The 23,256-nt window shown below is 40.1% G+C and carries 23 protein-coding genes; 18 read left to right on the forward strand and 5 right to left on the reverse strand.

The features are described 5' to 3' along the window. Positions 1 to 943: 943 nt before the first annotated feature. The 4 genes from HPE56_RS16415 to purN all read right to left on the reverse strand — a co-directional run bounded on the left by HPE56_RS16415 (position 944) and on the right by purN (position 5,117). Positions 944 to 2,842 (reverse strand): amidophosphoribosyltransferase, encoded by a 1,899-nt coding sequence (locus HPE56_RS16415; RefSeq protein WP_188244842.1) that lies wholly within the window; start codon positions 2,840 to 2,842, stop codon positions 944 to 946. A gap of 51 nt (positions 2,843 to 2,893) precedes the next feature. Next, the gene (locus tag HPE56_RS16420) at positions 2,894 to 3,820 is read right to left on the reverse strand and encodes a PfkB family carbohydrate kinase (RefSeq protein ID WP_188244843.1); all 927 of its coding nucleotides are present in this window, start codon (positions 3,818 to 3,820) and stop codon (positions 2,894 to 2,896) included. 86 nt (positions 3,821 to 3,906) lie between these two features. Further along, complete coding sequence (locus HPE56_RS16425; RefSeq protein WP_188244844.1) at positions 3,907 to 4,542, reverse strand: ribonuclease H1 domain-containing protein; 636 nt, start codon at positions 4,540 to 4,542, stop codon at positions 3,907 to 3,909. Beyond that, positions 4,542 to 5,117 (reverse strand): phosphoribosylglycinamide formyltransferase, encoded by a 576-nt coding sequence (gene purN / locus HPE56_RS16430; protein ID WP_188244845.1) that lies wholly within the window; start codon positions 5,115 to 5,117, stop codon positions 4,542 to 4,544. Before purN ends, HPE56_RS16425 begins: the two co-directional genes overlap by 1 nt. A 289-nt stretch (positions 5,118 to 5,406) precedes the next feature. Here purN and HPE56_RS16435 point away from each other — a divergent pair, with 289 nt between their 5' ends. The 13 genes from HPE56_RS16435 to HPE56_RS16495 all read left to right on the forward strand — a co-directional run bounded on the left by HPE56_RS16435 (position 5,407) and on the right by HPE56_RS16495 (position 14,200). After that, entirely contained in the window at positions 5,407 to 5,640 is a 234-nt protein-coding gene (locus HPE56_RS16435) for an acyl carrier protein (protein ID WP_047247024.1), read from the forward strand. Between the two features lie 103 nt (positions 5,641 to 5,743). After that, a complete protein-coding gene (fabF, locus tag HPE56_RS16440; protein ID WP_188244846.1) occupies positions 5,744 to 6,994 on the forward strand; it encodes a beta-ketoacyl-ACP synthase II in 1,251 nt (416 codons plus the stop codon). Positions 6,995 to 7,001: 7 nt separating this feature from the next. Further along, positions 7,002 to 7,733, forward strand: a complete 732-nt coding sequence (gene rnc, locus HPE56_RS16445; protein ID WP_188244847.1) for a ribonuclease III — start codon at positions 7,002 to 7,004, stop codon at positions 7,731 to 7,733. Between the two features lie 114 nt (positions 7,734 to 7,847). After that, positions 7,848 to 8,312, forward strand: coding sequence for an IPExxxVDY family protein (locus HPE56_RS16450; RefSeq protein WP_188244848.1), 465 nt, complete (start codon positions 7,848 to 7,850; stop codon positions 8,310 to 8,312). Positions 8,313 to 8,315: 3 nt separating this feature from the next. Further along, positions 8,316 to 9,752, forward strand: a complete 1,437-nt coding sequence (pyk, locus tag HPE56_RS16455; protein ID WP_188244849.1) for a pyruvate kinase — start codon at positions 8,316 to 8,318, stop codon at positions 9,750 to 9,752. 118 nt (positions 9,753 to 9,870) lie between these two features. Then, on the forward strand, positions 9,871 to 10,719 hold the full coding sequence (locus HPE56_RS16460) for a helix-turn-helix domain-containing protein (RefSeq protein WP_188244850.1): 849 nt from the start codon (positions 9,871 to 9,873) through the stop codon (positions 10,717 to 10,719). 91 nt (positions 10,720 to 10,810) lie between these two features. Then, positions 10,811 to 10,966, forward strand: coding sequence for a hypothetical protein (locus HPE56_RS16465; RefSeq protein ID WP_188244851.1), 156 nt, complete (start codon positions 10,811 to 10,813; stop codon positions 10,964 to 10,966). 51 nt (positions 10,967 to 11,017) lie between these two features. Beyond that, positions 11,018 to 11,566 carry a carboxymuconolactone decarboxylase family protein gene (locus HPE56_RS16470; RefSeq protein ID WP_188244852.1) on the forward strand — a complete coding sequence of 183 codons (549 nt, stop codon included), beginning with the start codon at positions 11,018 to 11,020 and terminating at the stop codon, positions 11,564 to 11,566. Between the two features lie 34 nt (positions 11,567 to 11,600). Then, complete coding sequence (locus tag HPE56_RS16475; RefSeq protein ID WP_188244853.1) at positions 11,601 to 11,990, forward strand: cupredoxin domain-containing protein; 390 nt, start codon at positions 11,601 to 11,603, stop codon at positions 11,988 to 11,990. A gap of 311 nt (positions 11,991 to 12,301) precedes the next feature. After that, the gene (locus HPE56_RS16480; protein WP_188244854.1) at positions 12,302 to 12,796 is read left to right on the forward strand and encodes an Hsp20/alpha crystallin family protein; all 495 of its coding nucleotides are present in this window, start codon (positions 12,302 to 12,304) and stop codon (positions 12,794 to 12,796) included. Between the two features lie 71 nt (positions 12,797 to 12,867). Further along, positions 12,868 to 13,299: an Hsp20/alpha crystallin family protein gene (locus tag HPE56_RS16485; RefSeq protein ID WP_188244855.1), complete on the forward strand. Its 432-nt coding sequence runs from the start codon at positions 12,868 to 12,870 to the stop codon at positions 13,297 to 13,299. A 107-nt stretch (positions 13,300 to 13,406) separates the two neighbouring features. Beyond that, positions 13,407 to 13,640, forward strand: a complete 234-nt coding sequence (locus HPE56_RS16490) for a hypothetical protein (protein WP_188244856.1) — start codon at positions 13,407 to 13,409, stop codon at positions 13,638 to 13,640. A 56-nt stretch (positions 13,641 to 13,696) separates the two neighbouring features. Beyond that, on the forward strand, positions 13,697 to 14,200 hold the full coding sequence (locus HPE56_RS16495; RefSeq protein ID WP_188244857.1) for a hypothetical protein: 504 nt from the start codon (positions 13,697 to 13,699) through the stop codon (positions 14,198 to 14,200). 6 nt (positions 14,201 to 14,206) lie between these two features. Here HPE56_RS16495 and dinB read toward each other — a convergent pair whose 3' ends face one another. Next, entirely contained in the window at positions 14,207 to 15,307 is a 1,101-nt protein-coding gene (gene dinB / locus HPE56_RS16500) for a DNA polymerase IV (protein WP_188244858.1), read from the reverse strand. Positions 15,308 to 15,346: 39 nt separating this feature from the next. Between dinB and HPE56_RS16505 the strand changes: the two genes are divergently transcribed. From HPE56_RS16505 to HPE56_RS16525, 5 genes are all read left to right on the forward strand, one after another. Beyond that, positions 15,347 to 16,003 carry an NAD(P)H-binding protein gene (locus HPE56_RS16505; protein WP_188244859.1) on the forward strand — a complete coding sequence of 219 codons (657 nt, stop codon included), beginning with the start codon at positions 15,347 to 15,349 and terminating at the stop codon, positions 16,001 to 16,003. 101 nt (positions 16,004 to 16,104) lie between these two features. Further along, positions 16,105 to 17,874 carry a class I mannose-6-phosphate isomerase gene (locus tag HPE56_RS16510; RefSeq protein ID WP_223170352.1) on the forward strand — a complete coding sequence of 590 codons (1,770 nt, stop codon included), beginning with the start codon at positions 16,105 to 16,107 and terminating at the stop codon, positions 17,872 to 17,874. Between the two features lie 11 nt (positions 17,875 to 17,885). Then, positions 17,886 to 21,125: a GH92 family glycosyl hydrolase gene (locus HPE56_RS16515; RefSeq protein WP_188244860.1), complete on the forward strand. Its 3,240-nt coding sequence runs from the start codon at positions 17,886 to 17,888 to the stop codon at positions 21,123 to 21,125. A gap of 23 nt (positions 21,126 to 21,148) precedes the next feature. Continuing rightward, positions 21,149 to 22,441: a GH36-type glycosyl hydrolase domain-containing protein gene (locus HPE56_RS16520; RefSeq protein WP_188244861.1), complete on the forward strand. Its 1,293-nt coding sequence runs from the start codon at positions 21,149 to 21,151 to the stop codon at positions 22,439 to 22,441. A 40-nt stretch (positions 22,442 to 22,481) separates the two neighbouring features. Then, positions 22,482 to 23,219, forward strand: coding sequence for a GntR family transcriptional regulator (locus HPE56_RS16525; protein WP_188244862.1), 738 nt, complete (start codon positions 22,482 to 22,484; stop codon positions 23,217 to 23,219). Positions 23,220 to 23,256: the final 37 nt, after the last annotated feature.

A 23,256-nucleotide genomic window follows, 5' to 3' on the forward strand; every position in this document is an offset into this window, starting at 1 on the left:
TGTAATGTTTTATGGACAATCTGGATAGGGGGCGGAATAGTGTAAAAATAAAAAGGTAGGACAATGTCCTACCTTTTTCCCCAAATCTTACCATGAACTTAACCTACTTATGCTATGGTCCTACAAACATAGGGTATAACTTAAGGGTATGGAAAGGTATTAGACAAACTTCCTGATACTTGGTTAAAGTGTTCGATTAGGTGGAAAACTAGGATCAATCCCAAAAGTTGGGTGTGAATTGGAAAAAAAACGCATAAACTATCCCGAGGTTCGTGTGCTGTTCTTTTTTGCATTGCCTCAAATGCATAGCATTCATGAATACCGTTAAAAAACAATAGACATGCCGATGAATAAAAAAGAAGCAGGACCGAAAAACCAAGGTGTGGTGTGCCTTGGTTATGAGGGGCCAGCAGTAGCCTTGGCTTGCCAACGAACACTTCCTAGGACATCTAAAGTGTAATTCGGCTGTGCGAAGTCTGTGGCTTCGCTCCGCATTCCACTCTGTGGACGGCTTTCCCCCCAATGCGGAAACCACTTGATTTAAAACGAAATCAAAAATAGGCCCTTCCTTCTTTAGCACCCCGCTCAGGGGGTTGAAAAATATAGCATTCTTCCTTTCCAGATTGACAATGATCCTTGCATAAACTCAACAATTGGTCATAACCCTTATATGGGTTAACCCAACTATTTGCATAAATATCCAAATGCCCAGAAATTGTTCTTGATCCTATAAATCGATGGAAATGAAGTTCGATTAAGCGCAATAAAAAAGGTGGAGAAGTCTCCACCTTTTTTGCCCCAAATCTTACCATGAACTTAACCTACTTATGCTATGGCAGGTCTAAAGTAGGTGGGTAGGTTTCGTTCTTGACTATAAAGACGATAAAACACTTAAATTATCGATGAAATGCACATTTATTATGTATTTCATCGATAAAGTGTACTAATAAGCCCTTTCGTTCTTTCCTTGGTAGAAGTTGATAAATGCTTTGTTTACAACCCTATTACCCCCTTTTGTTGGATAGTTGCCGGTAAAATACCAATCCCCTAGATTTTTAGGACAGGCTTCATGTAGGTTTTCTATCGTTTGATAAATGATCTTGACCTCGGCTTTAATATCGATGGGGCTCAAGAGCTCTCCTATTTTATCGGATATTTGTTGGGCGGTAAAAGGTGCGTAGAAATCCTTGACATAATTAACGATTTCATCTTCCTTTACATTGAGCTGGGAAAGACATTTATTGTAAATGGCAGTTACCTGATCCATGGTATTGTTGTCTTGGTGCAGGGCGAGAGCAGCCTTAAAGGCAATGAAATCCTCTAATTTAGCCATGTCAATACCATAGCAATCCGGGTATCGAATCTGCGGGGCCGAGGAAACTACAATGATTTTTTTAGGCGATAAGCGATCTAATATCCGTAGGATGCTTTTTTTAAGTGTTGTTCCCCGTACGATACTGTCATCAATGATAACAAGGTTATCATTCTTTTTTACTGAACCGTAGGTGATGTCATAAACATGTGCGACCAAATCATCCCTGCTACTGTCCTGGGTTATAAAGGTCCTTAGCTTGGCATCCTTTATGGCTACTTTTTCAATCCTGGGTCTTACCGCCAGAATTTCATGAAGCTCCTCACTTGTGATTTTAGTACCGATGGATAATATTTGTTCCTCCTTCTTTTTGTTCAAATAGTTCTGCGCCTCCTTGACCATGCCAAAGAAAGATGTCTCTGCCGTATTCGGTATATAGGAAAAAACGGTATTTTTTATATCGTGGTTGATGGCCTTCAGGATCTGGGGGAAAAGAAGTTTACCAAGTTTCTTGCGCTCTTGGTAGATTTCCTTGTCACTACCCCTTGAAAAATAGATGCGTTCAAAGGAACATGCTTTTCTTTCCTTAGGCTTTAATATCTCAGTGATTGAAGCACTACCATCCTTTTTGATGATCATGGCATGACCCGGGTCAAGTTCCTTGACCTTTTCAAAAGGAACATTGAATACGGTTTGTATGGCCGGTCTTTCAGAAGCGACCACGACTACCTCGTCATCTTTGTAGTAATAGGCGGGTCTGATACCGGAAGGGTCCCTTAGCACAAAAGCGTCCCCATGGCCCAACATACCGGCCATGGTATAACCACCATCCCAGTTCTTTGCTGCCCTTCGTAGTATTTTATTGAGCTTTAATCTTTTTGCGATTAAGGGTGAGGCTTCCATTTTATTGAAGCCTTCTTTCTTTATTTGTTTATAGAGTTTGGCTACGGCATCATCCAAAAAATGACCAATTTTCTCCATCACCGTTACGGTGTCGGCCATTTCCTTAGGGTGTTGCCCGAGTTGTACAAGATTGTCGAAAAGCTCATCCACATTGGTCATATTGAAATTACCGGCAACGATAAGGTTACGGTGCATCCAATTGTTCTGTCTAAGAAAAGGGTGTACGTTTTCAATACTATTCTTGCCAAAAGTACCATAACGTACATGTCCTAATAATACTTCACCAATATAGGGTATGTTTTTTTTCTGTGCGGCAACATCCTCTTGATATTCAGGGTGTTCCTTAAAAGCAGTATTGATACGGTCATTGATTTGATCAAAAATATCCTGAATCGGCTGTTGTTGTATCGAGCGTACCCTGCTCATATAGCGCTCACCGGGATCCATATCCAATTTGATACTCGCAAAACCAGCACCGTCCTGACCGCGGTTGTGCTGTTTCTCCATCATAAGGTACATCTTGTTTACCCCATAGAAAGCCGTACCGTATTTTTCTTTATAATAGGATAAAGGTTTTAGTAAACGGATTACCGAAATACCACATTCATGCTTAATTGCGTCGCTCATCGCTTCTTTAGATTAAAAAAGCCCTGGCAATTGTTGCAGGGCGTATCATTGTTATTGTATTTCAATATCAAATTGTGTCAATGCCTTGAATTGAAGCATTCTCCTGTTCACTTCATCCTTGTCCAGATTTTGCATTCTTTCGGTACCGAAACGTTCAACACAAAAAGAGGCAAGATTAGAGCCGTGAATGACCGCATTCTTAATATTGTTGAATGATGTGTTTTCAGTGGCTGCCAAATATCCCGAAAAACCACCAGCGAAAGTGTCTCCCGCCCCAGTTGGGTCAAAAACTTCTTCTAGTGGTAAGGCCGGTGCAAAGAAAACATTGTCTTCATTGAACAAAAGGGCACCATGTTCCCCTTTTTTGATTACCACATATTTAGGCCCCATTTTTTGAATTTTTCCAGCAGCCTTTACCAAGGAGTACTCATTGGTCAGTTGTCGTGCCTCTTCATCATTGATGGTAATAACATCGGTGTGTTTTATGACCTTCATCAATTCTTCGAGGGTATTGTCCATCCAAAAATTCATGGTATCCAAAATAACCAATTTGGGTCTTTTGGTCATTTGGTCGATTACACTCATTTGAACATTGGGGTGCAAGTTGCCCAACATGACCACGTCGGCATCCTTGAAATCATTGGGTACCACAGGGTTAAAATCGGCCAGGGTGTTCAACTCGGTGACCAAGGTGTCCCTGGAATTCAAATCGTTGTGGTATTTTCCCTTCCAAAAAAAGGTCTTGCCACCCTTCACCACTTCAAGTGATGAGGTGTCGATATTTTTATTTTTAAGAAGATCGATATATTCTTGCGGAAAATCGTCGCCAACTACGGAAACGATAGCTGATTGTACATCAAATTGGGAAGCCGAAAGGCCAATATAGGTAGCTGCACCGCCCAAAATCTTATCCGTTTTACCAAAAGGTGTTTCAATAGCATCGAAGGCGACAGTGCCGACAATCAGTAATTTGCCCATTACATTAGAATTTTGCTGCAAATATACATTAATGATGGGCTAAAATCCATAGGGATGTGGCCTTATTGTAAAAAGTTGTCAAAGCTTTATTTTCTTCCAAAATCTGCGGGAATTTCACCCCAGGCCTTGGTTTCCCATTTAACGACCGTTGTGTTATAAGTGTTTTTGTCCAACCATTCAAGGGCCCTTCGGACCAAATCGAATAGGTCTTTGTTCTTGGGTGTTTCCACTAACTTCGTATTGCAGGTTTTTTTTCGGATCCAACTCATAGCTGTTCTTGAGTCGGTATAAATGATACGATCGCTTTTCTGTTGTTTTAAAAAGGCCAACCCATGAACAATGGCCAAAAATTCACCAATATTATTGGTTCCTTGTTGAAAAGGCCCTTGTTTAAATAGTACTTTGCCAGTTTTGGTGTCGACGCCCTGATATTCCATAATACCAGGATTGCCGCTGGATGCGGCATCTACCGAAATGGAGTGGTAATTTGGTTTCCCTATTTTCTGAAGTTGTTCCGGGGTTAATCTTGCGGTGGAGCTCTTTTTGCCTTTATATGATTCGTAATCGGAGTTATAGGCCTTTTTTGCCATATCAAAAGTGGCAAATGACTTGTATTGGGCACCTTTGTAGCCGCTAATTGCTGCCTTGCAATCGCTCCAAGTGGAGTAAACCCCTGGGCGTTTGCCTTTCCAAACCACATAAAATTTCGTCTTTTTTGCCATTATTGGGCCAATAACAGTTGTTCTATGACTTTGGGAAAATGGTCATACTCCAATGCATGTACCTTCGCTGCGATGTCTGCCACCTTGTCTTCGGAAACTATTTTAGTTTTCGCCTGATGGATTATCGCCCCATCATCATAATGCTCATTTACATAGTGAATGGTGATACCCGATTCACCATCCTTGTTCGTTTTTACAGCTTTGTGAACGTTGTCCCCGTACATGCCTTTACCACCGTATTTTGGTAAGAGGGCAGGATGGATATTGATGATTTTGTTCGGGAACGCTTTGATGATATTTTCAGGGACTTTCCATAAAAACCCAGCTAAGACAATTAAATCCGGTTTGGCACATTTTAAAATATCAAGGACGCAGTCTGTTTCTTTAAATGCAGTTTTATTGAAATATAAAGCACTGATATTTAATCTATTGCATCGTTCTAAAACTTTGGCATTGCTTTTGTTAGTCAATACCATGGCTATAGTAACGTTTGGCTTATCCTGAAAATAGTGGATTATATTTTCAACATTGGATCCAGAACCAGAGGCAAATAAAATAATTTGTTTGGTTTTCAAAAGAGTAGGATTTTTTTAGAAGAATATAGTTTTTATTATCGGTAGGGCGACTAGGGAAAGAAACCGGGATTAGAGAACATAGCAGGCACTCTCAAATATTAAAAAGGGCTAAAATCCATAATCTTTGCTTTCCTTTTCCACACCGTTACCGAAGAAAATATTTTGGCTAAATTAATACACTTGTGTTTAAATTTCTTAAATTACTAACATTATTAACCACAAAAGGTATTATTAACACCAAAGTTTTTTATTTTTGCCAACAATTTAAATTTTAAAAACCAAAATTATTATGTCAGACATTGCATCAAGAGTTAAGGCTATCATCGTTGATAAATTAGGAGTTGATGAAAACGAAGTGGTTTCAGAAGCGAGCTTTACCAACGACTTAGGGGCGGATTCACTGGATACGGTTGAGTTGATTATGGAGTTCGAAAAGGAATTCGATATTCAAATCCCTGATGATCAAGCTGAAAATATCGCAACAGTTGGCCAGGCCATAAGCTATATAGAAGAAGCGAAGTAATCATATGATTTCTTGAATACGTTAATAATTATCCATGCGGTACACATGCTGCATGGATATTTTTATTTAATTTCACTTGGCTTATTAATTTAAAGTTAGTTCAATGCAATTAAAGCGAGTTGTAGTTACAGGATTGGGTGCTTTGACACCTATTGGTAATAATATTGAGGAATATTGGGAAGGATTGGTCAGCGGAAAAAGTGGTTCTGCCCCCGTGACCTATTATGATGCGGAAAAGTTCAAAACCAAGTTTGCCTGCGAACTTAAAAACTTCAAAGCTGAAGATTATTTCGACCGAAAGGAAGCACGTAAATTAGACCGATTTGCCCAATATGCCTTAGTTTCCTCTGATGAGGCCATACTTGATTCCAAGTTAGACCTGAATGTTGTTGACAAATTTCGGGTCGGTGTAATTTGGGGAGCAGGTATAGGTGGTCTTGAGACATTCCAGAACGAAGTGATAAACTTCGCAAATGGGGATGGAACCCCAAGGTTCAACCCTTTCTTTATTCCTAAAATGATAGCGGATATTGCCCCTGGTAATATTTCGATCAAACACGGTTTTATGGGGCCTAATTATACAACGGTCTCAGCATGTGCCTCATCGGCAAATGCCATGATCGATGCACTCAACTATATTCGTTTGGGTCATTGCGATGTTATTGTTACCGGAGGTAGCGAGGCAGCCGTAACCATGGCGGGTATGGGCGGATTCAATGCCATGCATGCCCTTTCGACTAGAAATGATAGTCCTGAAACCGCTTCAAGACCTTTTGATGCAACCAGGGATGGTTTTGTATTGGGAGAAGGGGCAGGAGCTCTTGTTCTTGAGGAGTATGAACATGCCAAGGCAAGAGGTGCTAAAATATATGCAGAGGTACTTGGTGGTGGAATGACAAGTGATGCGTACCATATGACCGCACCACATCCCGATGGGATTGGTGTTGTACAGGTTATGAAAAATTGTTTGGAGAATGCTGGTCTAAAACCGGAAGATGTCGATGCGATAAATACCCATGGTACGGCTACTGTTTTGGGAGATGTTGCGGAACTTAAGGCAATATCCGAAGTATTCGGAGACCATGCGCCAAAAATCAATATCAATTCAACTAAATCAATGACGGGTCATTTATTGGGAGCTGCCGGTGCGATTGAAGCCATTTCGTCTATCCTGTCCATGAAATATGGTATTGTGCCGCCGACGATAAACCATACGACTTTCGATGAAAGGATTGATCCAAAACTGAACCTGACCTTGAATAAAGCACAAAAAAGGGAAGTAAATGTAGCCATGAGTAATACCTTCGGATTTGGAGGACATAATGCATGTGTTGTTTTTAAGAAAATCAGTTAATAAGATTATGAATTTCCCATCCAATATATTTAATTCCCATCCTAAGCAGGATGGGGATTTTTTTTTGGGTGTCACGGATCTTTTAGGTTTTAAGCCGAAGCAACTCGAAATTTATAAAAAAGCCTTTTTACATCGATCGGTAAATAGAAAAGATAAAAAGGGCAACCCAATGAATTACGAACGCCTCGAATTTTTAGGCGATAGTATGTTGGGAACCATAATTTCGAGGTACTTATATAATGAAGTGCCCGAAGGGGATGAGGGGTACTTGACCAAAATGCGCTCTAAAATTGTTAGTAGGGAACATTTGAATGAACTTGGTAAAGATCTAAATTTGATCAAACTTGTCGAAAGTAGAATTCCCAAGACCCATTTTGGGGATAATATCCATGGCAATGTTTTTGAAGCATTGGTAGGGGCCATTTATTTGGACCGAGGGTATAAATATGTTGAGAAATTCATCTACGATAGGGTTATTGGACCTTATGTTGATATTGAACAACTCGAAGGTAAGGTCATTAGTTATAAGAGTTTGATCATAGAATGGTGCCAAAAACAGAAAAAACCGTTCAATTATAATGTTTATGAAGATACCGGCAAGGATGAATTGAAACATTTTGCCGTAAAGCTATCCATAGGGAATAAAGTTGTTGCAAAAGCGCGGGCAACATCGAAAAAGAAAGCTGAGGAACGCGCTTCAAAACGTGCATTCTTTGCCCTTCAGGATAGGATAGGTTAATATTGCACTAATAAATTGAAAATATACCATTATTGTTTTAACAAAAATGGCTTTAGTCTATAGTCGCTTAGGCTGTATATTTTATTAATCATATATTTACGCTTTTGTACGCATATGGCAGCAGTGCATAAAATTAGTGGTGATTTTTACGAGGAATCCTTTACCCTAATCGCTTTACATAGTTCTATGCAGGACTATTCGATTGTGTATGCCTTGAATATGGTGCTCAATTCATCATTTGTTAGGGCTTCGAAAGATTTGGAACTGTCTGAATATAAGTCGTTTCCTTTCTTTGAATGGCAAGACGAACAACATGATCGGTATTGGACATTGATTGCCAATAAGAGTATAAAAAAAGAACTTTTGGTACGGGATGGACTTTTTCAAGATGAGCCTTCATTTGCAAAACACTATTTGGTGCCAGAATATAAAGAGGTCGATTATTTTGTCAAGATTGAACACGATGATGATTTAGATTCATCCTTCCTGGTGAAAGATTTATTGACCATACCTAAAATAATAACTGCATACAGTTTAGATGCAGATACATTGAAATCAAGAAACAACTTAATTTTTTAATTGATGCCAAAAATAAAAAAGACGAAAATAGTTGCAACCTTGGGTCCTGCTACAAGTACAAAGGAAGTAATTGTCGATATGATTAAGGCCGGGGTTGATGTATTTAGAATTAATTTCTCACATGCCGATTACGAAGATGTAACGGAGCGTGTAAAAATGATTCGTGAAGTCAATGCGGAAATGGAGACCAATATTGCTATTTTAGGGGATTTACAAGGCCCTAAATTGCGGGTAGGTGTAATGGCTGAGGAGGTAGTTGTTGCCCCTGGGGATGAAATTGATTTTGTTACAGGAACGCCTTTCGAAGGAAATGCTGAAAGGGTATATATGAACTATGCCGCTTTTCCTAAAGACGTAAACCCCGGCGAACGCATTTTATTGGATGATGGTAAGTTGATGTTCGAGGTGATATCCACCAATAGGAAAGATCTAGTACATGCCAAGGTCATCCAAGGCGGACCATTAAAGTCCAAAAAGGGAGTGAATCTACCTAATACGAATATTTCCTTGCCAGCACTTACTGAAAAGGATGTCAAAGATGCCATTTTTGCTATTTCACTGGATGTTGATTGGATTGCATTGTCCTTCGTGAGACATAGCCAGGACATCATTGATCTACAGAACATCATCAAGGAACATGGCCAACATAAAATTCCGATTATTGCAAAAATCGAAAAACCTGAAGCAGTCGATAATATCGATAAGATCGTATCATATTGCGATGGTTTAATGGTTGCCCGTGGTGATTTGGGTGTTGAGGTTCCTGCGCATGAAGTACCCTTGATCCAGAAAAAATTGGTGCTAAGGGCCAAAAAAGCCAGGATTCCTGTGATAATCGCAACACAGATGATGGAGACGATGATCACCAGCCTTACCCCCACAAGGGCCGAGGTCAATGACGTAGCAAACTCTGTTATGGATGGGGCCGATGCCGTAATGCTTTCCGGGGAAACCTCTGTAGGTAATTATCCGGTCGAGGTTATAGAGAAAATGTCGAGCATTTTATCAAGCGTTGAGAATTCCGAATTGATTCTCGTACCTCAAGAGCCACCACATATCAGAACCAATAGATATATTACAAAATCGGTCTGTTACCACGCCGCCATCATGGCGAATGAAATTAAGGCAAAAGCCATATCTACCTTGACCAATAGTGGGTATACGGCCTTTCAAATTTCAGCATGGAGACCTAGTGCCTATATTTTGGTGTTTACTTCCAATAGAAGAATATTAACCCAATTGAATCTACTTTGGGGTGTTAAGGCATTTTATTATGACAAATATGTTTCTACCGATGAAACCATCGAGGATGTGAATGTCATTGCCTGTAAAAAAGGATTTTTGGAAGAAGGCGATATGCTTATCAGTTTGGCCGCCATGCCGATCAAGGATAAGGGAATGGTGAACACTTTAAGGGTGACCGAAATAAAAGGCCTGTAATTTTAATAGGACCATACTAATGATCTAGGCCCAAACACAAGCGTGTTTGGGCTTTTTCTTTTAGTAAGTTATCCAAACAGGGTAAGACTAATACTTTATGGCATTATAAAAACAAAGTATGAAGTTTGAATTTTACAACCGTAAATTGGGAGCTATTTTTGGCTTGACGGATGACATTAAAAATGAGGGTAAAGGTTTTTCCATTACTTCAGGGACCATTAATTTTTTATGGAACAGGAATCGCGAGAATCTGGAAATCCTTATTGATGGTTTTCCTGTAGTATTACAACCAAACCAGTTGACGACGACGACCTATTTACAACACATTTCTTATAAGAATACCAAGTTGCCGTTAACATCCTTTTTATTTAACAGGGAATTTTACTGTATTTCGGACCATGATGCCGAGGTCTCCTGTAATGGTATATTGTTCTTTGGAACACAAGACTTGCCGATAATAACCATACCTAAAGAACAGGAACGGAAGTTTAATACACTGTATGGGATTTTTGAGGATGAGTTTACGACATCGGATAAGATTCAAGGGGACATGCTTCAAATGTTATTGAAAAGATTGATAATAATGTCAACAAGGCTGGCCAAGGAGCAGTTGATACTTAAAAAATTGGATAATGATCAAATAGATGTTATCCGTAAGTTTAATGTTTTGGTGGATGAACACTATAAAACAAAAAGAAAGGTAAGTGAGTATGCCGAGTTGCTTTTCAAAAGTCCAAAAACACTTTCCAACCTTTTTGCGATCTACAATCAAAAATCCCCTCAGCAAATTATTTTGGACCGTTTGGCTTTGGAGGCCAAAAGGTTGATCAATTTCACAGACAAGCAAAATCAGGAAATAGCCCACGAATTGGGATTTAACGATCCTGCGCATTTTAGCCGGTTCTTTAAAAAAGCAACCTCTTATTCCCCAACTGAATACCGGGAAACACATAATATCCTTCACTAAGGGAAATATTTACAAGTAGTCGGGAAATGCGTAATAACAAAAAGCCTGATTGCTGTCACATCTTTGCATTGTAATTATAAAACAAAGCAAGATGAAAGAACATATCAAATCCATTTTCAACCTTATAGAGATTTTTGGTAAGACAAAAAGGGTAGTGCCCCAAACCCTTAATCTAGAAAATTACTGTACGCATGAACACCATCACGATTTCTATTGTGATGCGGAAAAACCGTTTATAACCTTCTAATTAGTATTAAAAACAGGGATTCAATAATTCCCATTAAACAACAACATAAACATGAATGATTTTAATGTACCCAAAAGGGAAGAAGTAAGTGCTACGAACCAAGCAATTTTTGACAATCTGGAAAAGGCAGTAGGTTTTGTGCCTAATTTATATGCGACCTACGCACATTCTGAAAATGCCCTGCAAAATTATTTGGCATTAGCCAACGCAAAAACATCCTTAAGTGCCAAAGAGAAGGAAGTGGTGAATTTGGCAGTGAGTCAAGTTAACGATTGTTCATACTGTTTGGCAGCCCATACGGCAATAGGGAAAATGAATGGTTTTACCGATAGTCAGATTTTGGAATTGCGTTCAGGAAAAGCAAGTTTCGACACCAAGTTGGATGCTTTGGCAAGGTTGGCCAAAAACATTACCGAAAATCGTGGGGCTACTGATGAAGCTGTTATAGCGGATTTTTTCAGTGCAGGTTGGAGTAAAGGCAATTTAGTGGATACGATAGTATTGGTAGGGGACAAAACGATTTCGAACTACTTGCATAAAACAACAGATGTACCAGTCGATTTTCCAGCTGCCCAAACATTGGAAGCTATAGAAGCATAAATAAGTATTAATAACAAATAACAAATTTAAAACGATGAAAAAAATTATAGTATTGGTAGTATTGGCATTTGGAACGGCATTTTCGGTAAATGCCCAGGATAAAATGATGAACAAGACCCAAAAGACGATTTCTTTGGAGCAAACATCCGGGGAATTTACCCAAAAACAAATCACGGTTTCTGAAGGAACATACGTTTTTGAAATCGCAAATAATGCCGTGGGTCATGATGTCGGATTTGTGTTGGTTGAAAAAGGAAAGGACATTGGTAAACCGGAAAACCATATTCAAACGGCATATGTCACGGAGGCTGTGGCAACGGGTAAGACCCAAAAATCCAAACCTACCAAATTGGAAAAGGGGGAGTATGTGTATTTTTGTCCTTTAAACCCTACGGCAACAGACAATTCCCTTATAGTAAAATAATTTCCAACAAACATTCTTAAGAAAGCCTCGATATAATCCATATATCGAGGCTTTCTACATGATGTGCGTACCCAATGGCCTGTCTGGAATGGCGTATTGACGATAACCCATTTTTCGTTCTCGGTGAAAAATTGGCACTTTCAAATGTCATAATGACATTTTTTTTTAATACTTCTTTAATAATTGGGAATTGACTTTCTTAAATAGTTTTAAAACTTTTCCCCCTATGACATATTTTTTCAATTTCGGCACCCAATTTGTTTCTACTGTAGTGATTTTTAAATGATTGTCTAACTTAAAATTTTGTCGTTATGGGTAATTTAGTAACAGCGGGAAATGGAAGTTTGGCAAAAACAAACAACAGTGGCCTGACATTTCCAGCATGGTCTTCATGGATTGATGAAATGTTCAACAGGGAGCTTCCATCGATTTTCACCTCCAATTTCAATACGGGTATTACACTCCCTAAAGTGAATATCAGGGAAACCAAGGATGCCTATTATGTTGATATGGCTGTTCCGGGAATGAAAAAATCCGATTTCCATATTGATTTGGATAATAAGGTGTTATCCATTTCAAAAGAGGTCCATGAGGATAATAAGGAGTCCAATGGGAACACGGGGGATGGAGAAAATTACACACGTAGGGAGTACGGGTACGCTTCCTTCAAACGTTCGTTCTCTTTGCCCGAAACCATCAAGGAAGAGGATATCAAGGCGGAATATGTAGATGGAATCCTCAGTATCCATCTTCCCAAAAAAGAGGAGGCCATTCAAAAGCCACCACGAATTATCGAGATTAAATAAGTTTTAGATGGGAGGCCGGATGGGCCGGTCTCCCATTACATTTTAACGGTTAATCATAATTCTTCTTAAAGATGAAAGTATTTGGAAAAGAAATAGGAAAGGATTTTAAAATACCACCCTTTTTAGACCACTTTTTTGGAAAGCTATTGCCGCATAAAAACAATGAGGAATTGGTCACCATCCCTTCAACGAACATTAGTGATGAAGAGAAGGTCTTTGAGCTTTCAATGGCCTTACCGGGATTGGACAAAAACGATGTGCAAATACAAATAGAGGATGATTATTTGATCATAAGCGGTCATAAGAGCCAGAGCTTGGAGGAAAAAAATAAAAACTGGGTGCGAACAGAATTTGTGGGCAATTCATTTTATAGGGCATTCGCATTGCCAACGAATGCCGACCCAAATCGTATAGAGGCCAAAATGAAGAATGGAATATTGGATGTTAAGGTGGGGAAGAGGCCTGAGGCCGAACGAAAAACCAGGATGATCGAGGTGGCCTAGTTTAACGGTTGCTTCATGGCATCGAAATTCATATGCGATGGAAAACCTTTTTAATTCGAATAAAATACTTTCTGGAATTGAATAGTGATTTTTTAAAAAGGATGACGATGAAAGTGAGGAAATTCAAACCAGGTGATTGGGTTAAGGTAAAAGGTAGTCCGGATCCGACAAAAATGGAGGTCGTAAAATACATTTTAAACGACTTCCCAATGCTGGACAAGGTTAATGATGGTAATTATCTGGAGTGTGTTTATTACAGGAACGGGGAAAGGATTTCGAAAATAATACACGAAAACCGCTTGTTGAAACATTGGGAAACGGGCGGTATATATAAAACCTAGGATGTTGAATATAAGATCATTCAAAATAAATTTAGTAACCTAAAAATCATTGTAGCATGAAAAAGTATGTTGTATTGGCTATTTCGGCACTTCTAACAATTAGTTGCAATAGTCAGGAAAAGCGAAACAAGAATGATGTCCATGGTGATGCCAAGGCTGAAATTACCGAGGCCCCTAAAGGTAGTTGGAAGGTCAATAGGGAGTTTGATGAACAGGGGAACCTCATTCGATATGATTCAATATATTCATGGTCTTCGAGTACCGACCTCGACAAACTGGCCGCTATGGACAGGGATAGCATTTTACATTCCATGCAATCTAGGTTTTATCACGGTTTTTCAAATTTTAACCATGAAGGATTTTCTGATCTGTTTTCTAAGGATTCATTGTTTACCAAACAGTTTTTCAATGATGATTTCTTCGATAGCGATTTTGGTCATGATTTTATGGATATAGACCGTTTTCGTGAGCAAATGGAAAGCATGCAGCGCAAATTTTTGGAAAGGTACCAATCCGAGTTTGAAAAAATCGGGAATGAAGGTTCTGGTGATAGGTCTTAAACGAGTTCAAAAGTCGAACTGTAACTGTACCAAGACCGAGTCTTTTTTAGTCTCGGTTTTATTTTTGTCGGTATTTAGGTTGGCCAAGGAAATACCCAAAAGACGCACCGAATTTTCCATTTTTTCCTGATAGAGTAATTCTTTGGCTGTTTCCAAGATCAGCGACTTGTCGGTCACAAAATAGGGTAGGGTCTTACTGCGGGTTTGTAATGTGAAATCGCTATACTTGATTTTTAAGGTAATCGTCTTACCGGCTATTTTCGATTTTTTAAGTCGTTTTTCCAATTCGTTCGCAATATGGTCTAGCCGCTCGAGCATAAAGATCTCGCTACTCAGGTTTTCACTGAAGGTACGTTCTGCCCCGACCGATTTGGGAATGCGATGCGGCTTTACTTCACTAGTATGGATGCCCCGAACGACATAAAAATAGTGGGAACCGCTTTTTCCGAAATGTTCTTCGAGAAATTCAAGTGGTTTTTGTTTTAGGTCTTTCCCTGTAAAAATGCCCAATTTGTACATTTTCTCGGCGGTGACCTTGCCCACCCCATAAAACTTTCGGATTTCCAAGTCTTCCAGGAATTGGGGTACTTCCTCGGGATTTACGGTTTTTTGGCCATTGGGTTTATTGAAATCACTTGCGACCTTGGCAATGAACTTGTTTATTGAGATGCCGGCGGAGGCTTTTAGTCCGACTTCATCAAGAATGCGTTTCCGGATTTCCTGGGCTAGCAAGGTTGCCGAAGGGTTTCCTTTTTTATTGGTGGTAACATCCAAATAAGCCTCATCCAATGAAAGAGGCTCTACCAAGTCGGTATAGTCGAAAAATATTTTCCGTATTTGTCCTGATATTTCCTTGTATCGGGCAAAACGTGGTTTTACAAAAGTGAGGTGTGGACAATATTTCTTTGCCAAATACCCGCTCATGGCACTGTGTACACCAAATTTTCGGGCCTCGTAATTGGCTGCGGATACTACGCCCCTTATTTCATTACCGCCAACAGCAAGGGGTTTCCCGATTAATTCAGGATTGTCCAACTCTTCTACGGATGCATAGAAGGCATCCATATCTACGTGTATGATCTTTCGTAAGGGGAAATCCGTTTTCATGTTGTAAATTTATAACAACTTTTAACCAATTCAACAGCGGTGAAAACAGCAATAATCTTAGGGGCAACGGGATTGACAGGAGGTAGGTTGTTAGAACTCCTGTTAAATGATTCCAGGTATTCCAAAATAAAACTATTCTCTAGAAGTTCTGTGGGAATAACGGACCCTAAAATTGAGGAATATCTTGGTGATATGTTCGATTTGGAAGACTATAGGGATGATTTTAAGGGCGATGAGGTTTTTTGCTGTATTGGAACAACAAAATCAAAGACCCCGAATAAGGATTTCTATAAAAAAATAGACTTTGGTATTCCTAATAGTGCGGCGTTACTCACAAAATCAAATGTAATAAATACCTTTATTGTCATCTCGGCATTGGGGGCCAATGCGAATAGTTCCATCTTTTATAATCGCATTAAGGGCCAGATGGAAGAAGCGGTCTTAGAAGCGCATATTCCCAGGACCTACATTTTACAACCTTCATTGATAGGGGGCAAACGCGAGGAAAGAAGGTTGGGTGAATGGGTTTTTAAACAATTGATGAAAGTGGCCAATCTTGTTATGGCCGGACCCTTGAAAAAATACAAGACAATTCATCCAGAGACTATTGCCAAAGCCATGGTTTGGTTGGCCAATAATGATTTTGATGGGAATAGGATACCGTCGGATGCCATTCAGGAAATAGCCCAGCGTTAATAAATCGAAAGTACAGGCAGATATTTTTTTTATAAATTTATTATGTATGGACATATGTACATAATAATTATTATATTCGTGTATTCCTTTTATAAATAAGTATGATGAAAAGAAAAACATCCCAATTTTTAATTCCTGTCGAAAAAAAAGAACAAGTTGATTCATCCTATAGCATTTATCCCTCGTTTTCTATTGAAAGTGGGGCTATCAATGAAGGGTATACCACTTTGGCTATGGAATTGGCCAAGTCAGACACCCTGGTTTTGGATGGCTATGTAGGTGTGGATTGGAATGAGGTAATTACCTCATTGGATGCGGCGTTTCAAAACATGGGGTTAAGTACCTCTATCCAGAACATTGATGGTTTCTTAAAACCGGAAGAGGAATTAAAGTCCATGATAGATCCATTTTTGGGCGGTGATGATCCCATTTTCGGTTTTAAGACAAATTTGGAGCTAAGTGATTATTTCGATAAAACTAGAATGTCCAATGTCTTGGATGACAAGGTTGATATTAAAATCGTTTATGGTACGGGGGCCAGTGAAATGGACTTGGACGGGAAACTTGTTTATTTTGACCTTCCAAAGAATGAGCTTCAGTATCGTATGCGGGCCAATGCCATCACCAATTTAGGTTTTGGTTCCCCTAAAGACCATAAACAAATGTATAAGCATTTCTATTTTGTTGATTGGCCTATTTTGAACAAGGAAAAGAAAAGACTATTACCGAATATTTCGATTATCGTGGATCAGCAAAGACCAGGGCATCCAGTTTGGATGCGTGGAAGAAAATTGAGGGATGGACTCAAAAGTATGTCCCAAAGTCACTTCAGGGTAAGGCCATGGTTCGAACCTGGTGTTTGGGGTGGCCAATGGATGAAAGACCGGTTTAAGGAGCTGAATCCGGATGTGCCCAATTACGCTTGGTCTTTTGAGATGATCGTACCAGAGAACGGTTTGTTGTTTGAAAGTGATGGGGCCATGTTGGAAGTCTCTTTTGATATGTTGATGTTCCAGGAAAGTGAAAATGTTCTAGGAAAGGCAGCGCATAGGTTTGGTGATGAATTTCCGATTCGGTTCGATTTTTTGGATACTTTTCAGGGAGGAAACCTATCGGTGCAATGTCATCCGAAACCGGAGTATATCAAAAAGGAGTTTGGCGAGAATTTCACACAGGACGAAACGTATTACATCCTTGATGCCGGTGAAGATGCCGAAGTGTATTTGGGCTTTCAAGAGGGTATTGACCCCAATGGTTTTAAAAGGGCCTTGGAATATAGTTATACATCCAAGGAGGAATTGGATGTTGAAAAATATGTACAGAAACTTCCAGCACATAAGCATGATCTTTTTCTAATTCCCCACGGTACTATCCATTGTTCAGGGATTAACAATATGGTTTTGGAAATTAGTGCAACACCGTACATCTTTACCTTTAAGATGTATGACTGGCAACGTATGGATCTAGAGGGTAACCCTCGACCTATGAATATTGATAGGGCTTTTGAAAACCTCAATTTTGACAGACAGGGGAAAAAGGTGTCCGACACCCTGGTGGCAAAACCTATGACCGAAGCATCAGGGGAGGGTTGGAAAAAAATACACCTACCAACGCACAAGGATCATTTTTATGATATCTATCGATATGAATTCGATAGTAAAGTCGCTATAAGAACGAATGATCAGTGTCATGTGTTGATGTTGGTAGAGGGAGAGTCCATTGAATTGGAGGTCGAGGGCAGCAAAACCCAAACCTTCCATTTTGCGGAAACTTTTGCGGTTCCTGCATCGGCCGAAAATTATTCCTTGGTGAATAAAGGGAAGACCAAGGCCAAGGTTATTGTATCTTTTGTAAAGGATGAGGCATGTTAAAACTAAAACATATGGGTTATTTGAAGTTTCGTTTTTTAATTATCGCGGTAGTATGGTTGACCGCTTCGCAAGCACAGGATTCAACGGTTTGGCAAATAGGGGAATCGGATGATAGTAGCTCGGAATTTGCCTTGGCGAATTCTGGGTATACCAAGTTTTTGGAACATGATTTTGGATGGGAAGACCGGTTTTATTTAGTCGGTTTTTCCGATGAAAAAAAAGACTTTCCATTTGTATTGCCAGGGGCAATGGATTATTGGGGAGGTACTTCGGGATTAGCGGGTATACGTCCACATGAAATAAATATTCTGTTTGGAATTAACGAAAAACCAAGCAAGGGCTCTTGGAGATTGGTAGTTGATGTTTTGGATTGTAACCCTGAAACGCCACCCTTCTTTAAAGTAAGTGTCAATGATGAATCATGGAAGTTCAAGCTCGATAAAGGTCAGAATGCCGATGCCTTAAAGGGAGTTAATAAGGATACCAAGGAACAAAAATTGAGTATCCCTATTCCGGAAGGATTGATAAAGCGTGGTGGCAATAGCATACAATTGACGACTTTGGAAGGCAGTTGGTTGGTTTTTGACCAAGTTCGCTTGGAAGGACCCGAAAATGTGAAGTTGATAAAACCCGAAAACGCATTCTTAAGAAATGTTGCAGCTGCGGACTACGAATTGAAGATCGATAACAAAGAAATCCAGCCTTTGCTATTGGATGTTCAGCATCTTTCAGGAAATCCATTGCTTCAGGTACAGTTAGATGGCAAAGTTATATTCGAAGAAACCGTAGAGCATGGTAGAAGCATCTATGAAGCACCCATGACGGCCGTAAAAACATCAAAAACCAGTAGTTACACGGTTTTATTGGATGGTAAACCAATAGAAAAGGGAACTGTGGAAAGGTTACCTAAAAAACAAAATCAATTAGTTGATTATGTCGATACCAAAATAGGGACAGGGCATTCTAGATGGATGATCGCCCCTGGACCATGGATGCCATTCGGGATGGTTAAGATAAGTCCGGATAACCAAAAAAGTGGATGGCAAGCAGGGTATCAGCCTTCATTTGAAAGTGTGGGCACATTCAGCCATATCCACGAATGGACGATGGCAGGTTTGGGAACTTTTCCCACCAACGGCCCTTTGATTACCGAGGTAGGGAACCCCGGAGAACCCGATTCCGGTTATCGTTCACGTGTTGACAAAAATACAGAGCAGGCACCGTTGGGGTACTATTCCGTGTTTTTAAGTGATTATAAGATCAAGGCGGAACTCACGGCTACTACACGTGCCAGTTTTCAGCGGTATACCTATCCAAAGGATAAGCCCAACTCCAGAATACTTGTTGATCTGCAGACTCCTTCAGAATACAACTATAAGATTGAAGAAGCTTATATTAAAAAAGTAAACGATTATAAGATTGTTGGTTATAGTAAACAAATATCCCCTTCGGTTTGGGGAGAAGGCTATTATAGGAAACAATTTGTCGAAGATGGTGATCAACCCAAGGAATGGGATGATATAGCGCAAGAGTATACCGTACATTTTGTGATGGAGTTTGATGTCCCAATCAAGGATTTTGGTGTCTGGGTAGATGGCGATAAAGAAGGAAAGGATGATGCCGCCACTACGAATACTGCGGAATTTAAGGTTGAAAATCCGGAAGATGTAGTCGCCTTTGTTGAATTTGATACCAAGGATAACCAAGTGGTACAGACAAGAACCGCTATCTCGTATGTAAGTATAGATAACGCTGCCCTTAATTTAAAGGAAGAAATAACAAAACCTTTTGGTTGGAGTTTTGAAAAAGTTCGGGAGAATCAAGAAAATGCGTGGAACGATTTATTCGAGAGGGTCCTGATTACATCGAATGACCGATTGGAAAAAACACGGTTTTATTCAAACATGTACCGTGCTTTGGTAAGTAGGAATATATTCAGTGATGTTGATGGTAGTTGGGTCGATGCCGAGGAGCAGGTTCAAAAAATTGAAGACCCCAATGGAGTGGCTTTAGGGTGTGATGCCTTTTGGAATACGTTTTGGAATTTAAATCAATTTTGGAATTTGGTGACACCGGATTGGTCATCGAAATGGGTGAATTCACAGTTAGGAATGTATGATGCCAATGGCTGGTTGGCCAAAGGACCGGCTGGAATGGAATATATTCCGGTTATGGTGGCGGAACATGAGATTCCACTTATCGTGGGGGCCTATCAAATGGGCGTTGGCAATATCGATGCAGAAAAGGCCTTTGAGGCTGTTTATAAAATGCAGACCACTTTAGGGCAAAAGGTAGGGAATGGTTATGCGGGGAATAGGGACCTGGAGCCTTATCTAAAATACCATTATGTGCCGTATAACAAAGGGCGTTTTTCAAATACCCTGGAATACTCCTTTGATGACTTTGCTGTATCTCAACTGGCAAAGGCATTAGGTAAGGATAAGGAATATGACGAATTTATACGAAGAGGGTATTGGTGGAAAAATGCCATTAACCCAGATGGGGGCTTTGCCCATTTAAGGCATTCCGACGGTTCCTGGTTCCCCGATTTTGATCCTATTAAAACGGCAGGCAATTTTCAGTTTGTTGAAGGTAATGCGTGGCAATTGACATTTTTTGTTCCACAAGATGTCCCGGCACTTGCTGCCATTGTTGGTGAGGAGGAATTCGCAAAACGTTTGGATGATGGTTTTAATATCAGTAGTCCGTGGCGGTACAATGCGCCCAATGAGTTGTATTGGGATTTTCCAGTTACGCAAGGAAACCAACAATCCATGCATTTTTCATTCTTGTTCAATTGGGTTAAAAAACCTTGGTTAACGCAGAAGTGGAGTAGGGATATTATTGATAGGTATTATGGTTTTGGTTTGTCCAACGCCTATTTAGGCGATGAGGATCAAGGGCAAATGAGTGCATGGTTCATGATGGCATCCTTAGGGCTTTTTCAAACAGATGGTGGGGTCCGTGTAGATCCTATCTATGAAATAGGAAGTCCTATTTTCAAAAAGGTGGAAATAGATTTAGGTGGGCGATACGGAAGAGGTAAAACTTTTGTTATTGAGGCAAAAAACACATCGTTCAACAATAAATATGTACAAAGTGCAACGCTGAACGGAAAAAGATTAAAGAACTTTTGGTTCCCTTCAAAGGAGCTGTTGAAAGGAGGGAAACTAGAATTGGAAATGGGTCCCGAACCCAATAAAAAATGGGGCATCAAAAGCCTTCCACCATCAATGTCCAACAAAAAATAAAAGTCTAAAAAAAATAAAGGAAAATGAGAAAAATGCTCGCTTTTGTCTTGAGCCTGGTAGTGCTAGGATGCAAGGCCCCGAAGGAGAATAAGGAACTTGCCCAAAAAGTACTTTCCAACCAACAATTCGATGCTGTTAAGAAAAAGGCCTTGGCGGTTATCGAGACCGGATTCAATGCCGGTGATGGCTATCGTGAGGTTTGGATAAGGGACTATAATACGTTTATTGAACTTTCAGCGGAAGTGTATCCGCCAGAGGAATTAAAGGAAAACCTCTTGGTGTTTTTTAGAATGCAAGGCGATGATGGCAATATTATCGATGGGTTTACACCTGCCGAAGCCATTACTAAGGAAGAAACCGATTTCAGCTACTTCGAATTGGAGCCCCGCTATGCGGGCCACAAGAACACTGTTGAGACCGATCAGGAAACTTCTTTGATCCAGGCCGTGTACAAATATGTAAAGACAACCGGGGATAGGACTATTCTCGATGCTAAAATAGGTGATAAGACGGTGGCCGAACGTATGGCGTGGGCCATACAGTTTTTAATGGACAAGCGTTTCTCCAAGGAATACGGACTTATATGGGGGGCAACCACGGCTGACTGGGGCGATGTACAACCAGAGCACGGTTGGGGTGTTGATATTGATGGGAATACACATAGGGCCATTGATATTTATGACAATGCCATGCTGATCATTGCCTTGGATAATATGCTTGAACTATTGCCGGACCTTACGGATCAATGGTTGCCAATCAGGAGACAATTGGCAAAGAATGCCAAAAATCATCTGTGGGATGGTAAAGCCCAAAAGTTTATACCGCATATCTATTTGGACGGTTCACCGTTTCCGGAGGATTTTAATGAGAACGAAATCTACTACTTTGGGGGTACTGCCGTAGCCATAGAGGCGGGGTTGCTTTCAAGGGAGGAAATTAAAGTCTCTATCGATGAAATGGTTTCCAGGGTAAAACAAGCCGGTGCGGGATCGATCGGTCTAACCCTATATCCCCCATATCCTGAAGGATACTTTGAGAACCAAATTATGAATCCGGAATACAGCTACCAAAATGGTGGGGATTGGACCTGGTTTGGGGCAAGAATGATCCAGCAATTGGTGAAATATGGCTTTGTTGAAGACGCTTATCAACAATTATTGCCGATGACCGATAGGGTTATAAAAAATGATGGCTTTTATGAATGGTACACTGTTGATAATAAACCTGAGGGTTCGGGTACTTTTCGTGGTTCTGCTGGTGTACTTTACACAGCAATTCTTAACTTTGAAGAATGGGCAAATTCCCATATCGAATAGGTGAGGATGATCAACGAAGGAATATGGATAATATTTGGGTATGGACTTTAAACTAGACCAAAATAGTCCTGTGCCGCTTCATGCACAGATTGAGGGATACCTGAGGTCTTTGATCGTTCAGGAAGAATACCGAAGTGGAAAGTTTTTCCTACCTAAGGAAGTAACCTTGGCGAAAAAATTAGGGGTGTCCAGAAATACGGTACGCCAAGCCGTAAATGCATTGGTTCAAGACCAACTTATTGAACGTAAAAAGGGAGTCGGCACCAAAGTCCTCAACAAAAAAATCGCTACACGACTCGATAATTGGATCAGTTTCACCAAAGAAATGGAGAAACTGGGTATTGAAGTCGTCAACTATGTGGTAAAGGCGACTTTGGAAATAGCTCCGGACGAAGTTTATGATGCCTTATCCATTTCCACATCGAAAAAAATATGGAAGCTAGAAAAAGTACGTGGGTCGAAAGAGGCAAAGTATCTATATTCCGTATCCTATTTCCATCCAAGGGTTGGAATAACGGGGGAAGAGAATTTCGTCACACCACTTTACGAACTGTTAGAGACCGAGCATGATACCATCGTAGCGACTTCCAAAGAGCGGTTAAGTGCGGTAAAGGCGGATTCAAATTTGGTTTCCATATTAGATCTAGCCCCGGAAGTGCCTATTTTACGAAGGGAACGGTTGGTATGCGATCCTGGGGATAGACCGGTTGAATTCAATATCGTGTTCTATAATACCGATTACTTTACTTACGATATTGAAATAAAAAGGGATTTATGATGTGTTCTTTAAAAGATCTTATCAGATCTACCACCTT

This window comes from Maribacter aquimaris, assembly GCF_014596745.1.
In the GTDB taxonomy this organism is placed as follows: domain Bacteria; phylum Bacteroidota; class Bacteroidia; order Flavobacteriales; family Flavobacteriaceae; genus Maribacter_A; species Maribacter_A aquimaris.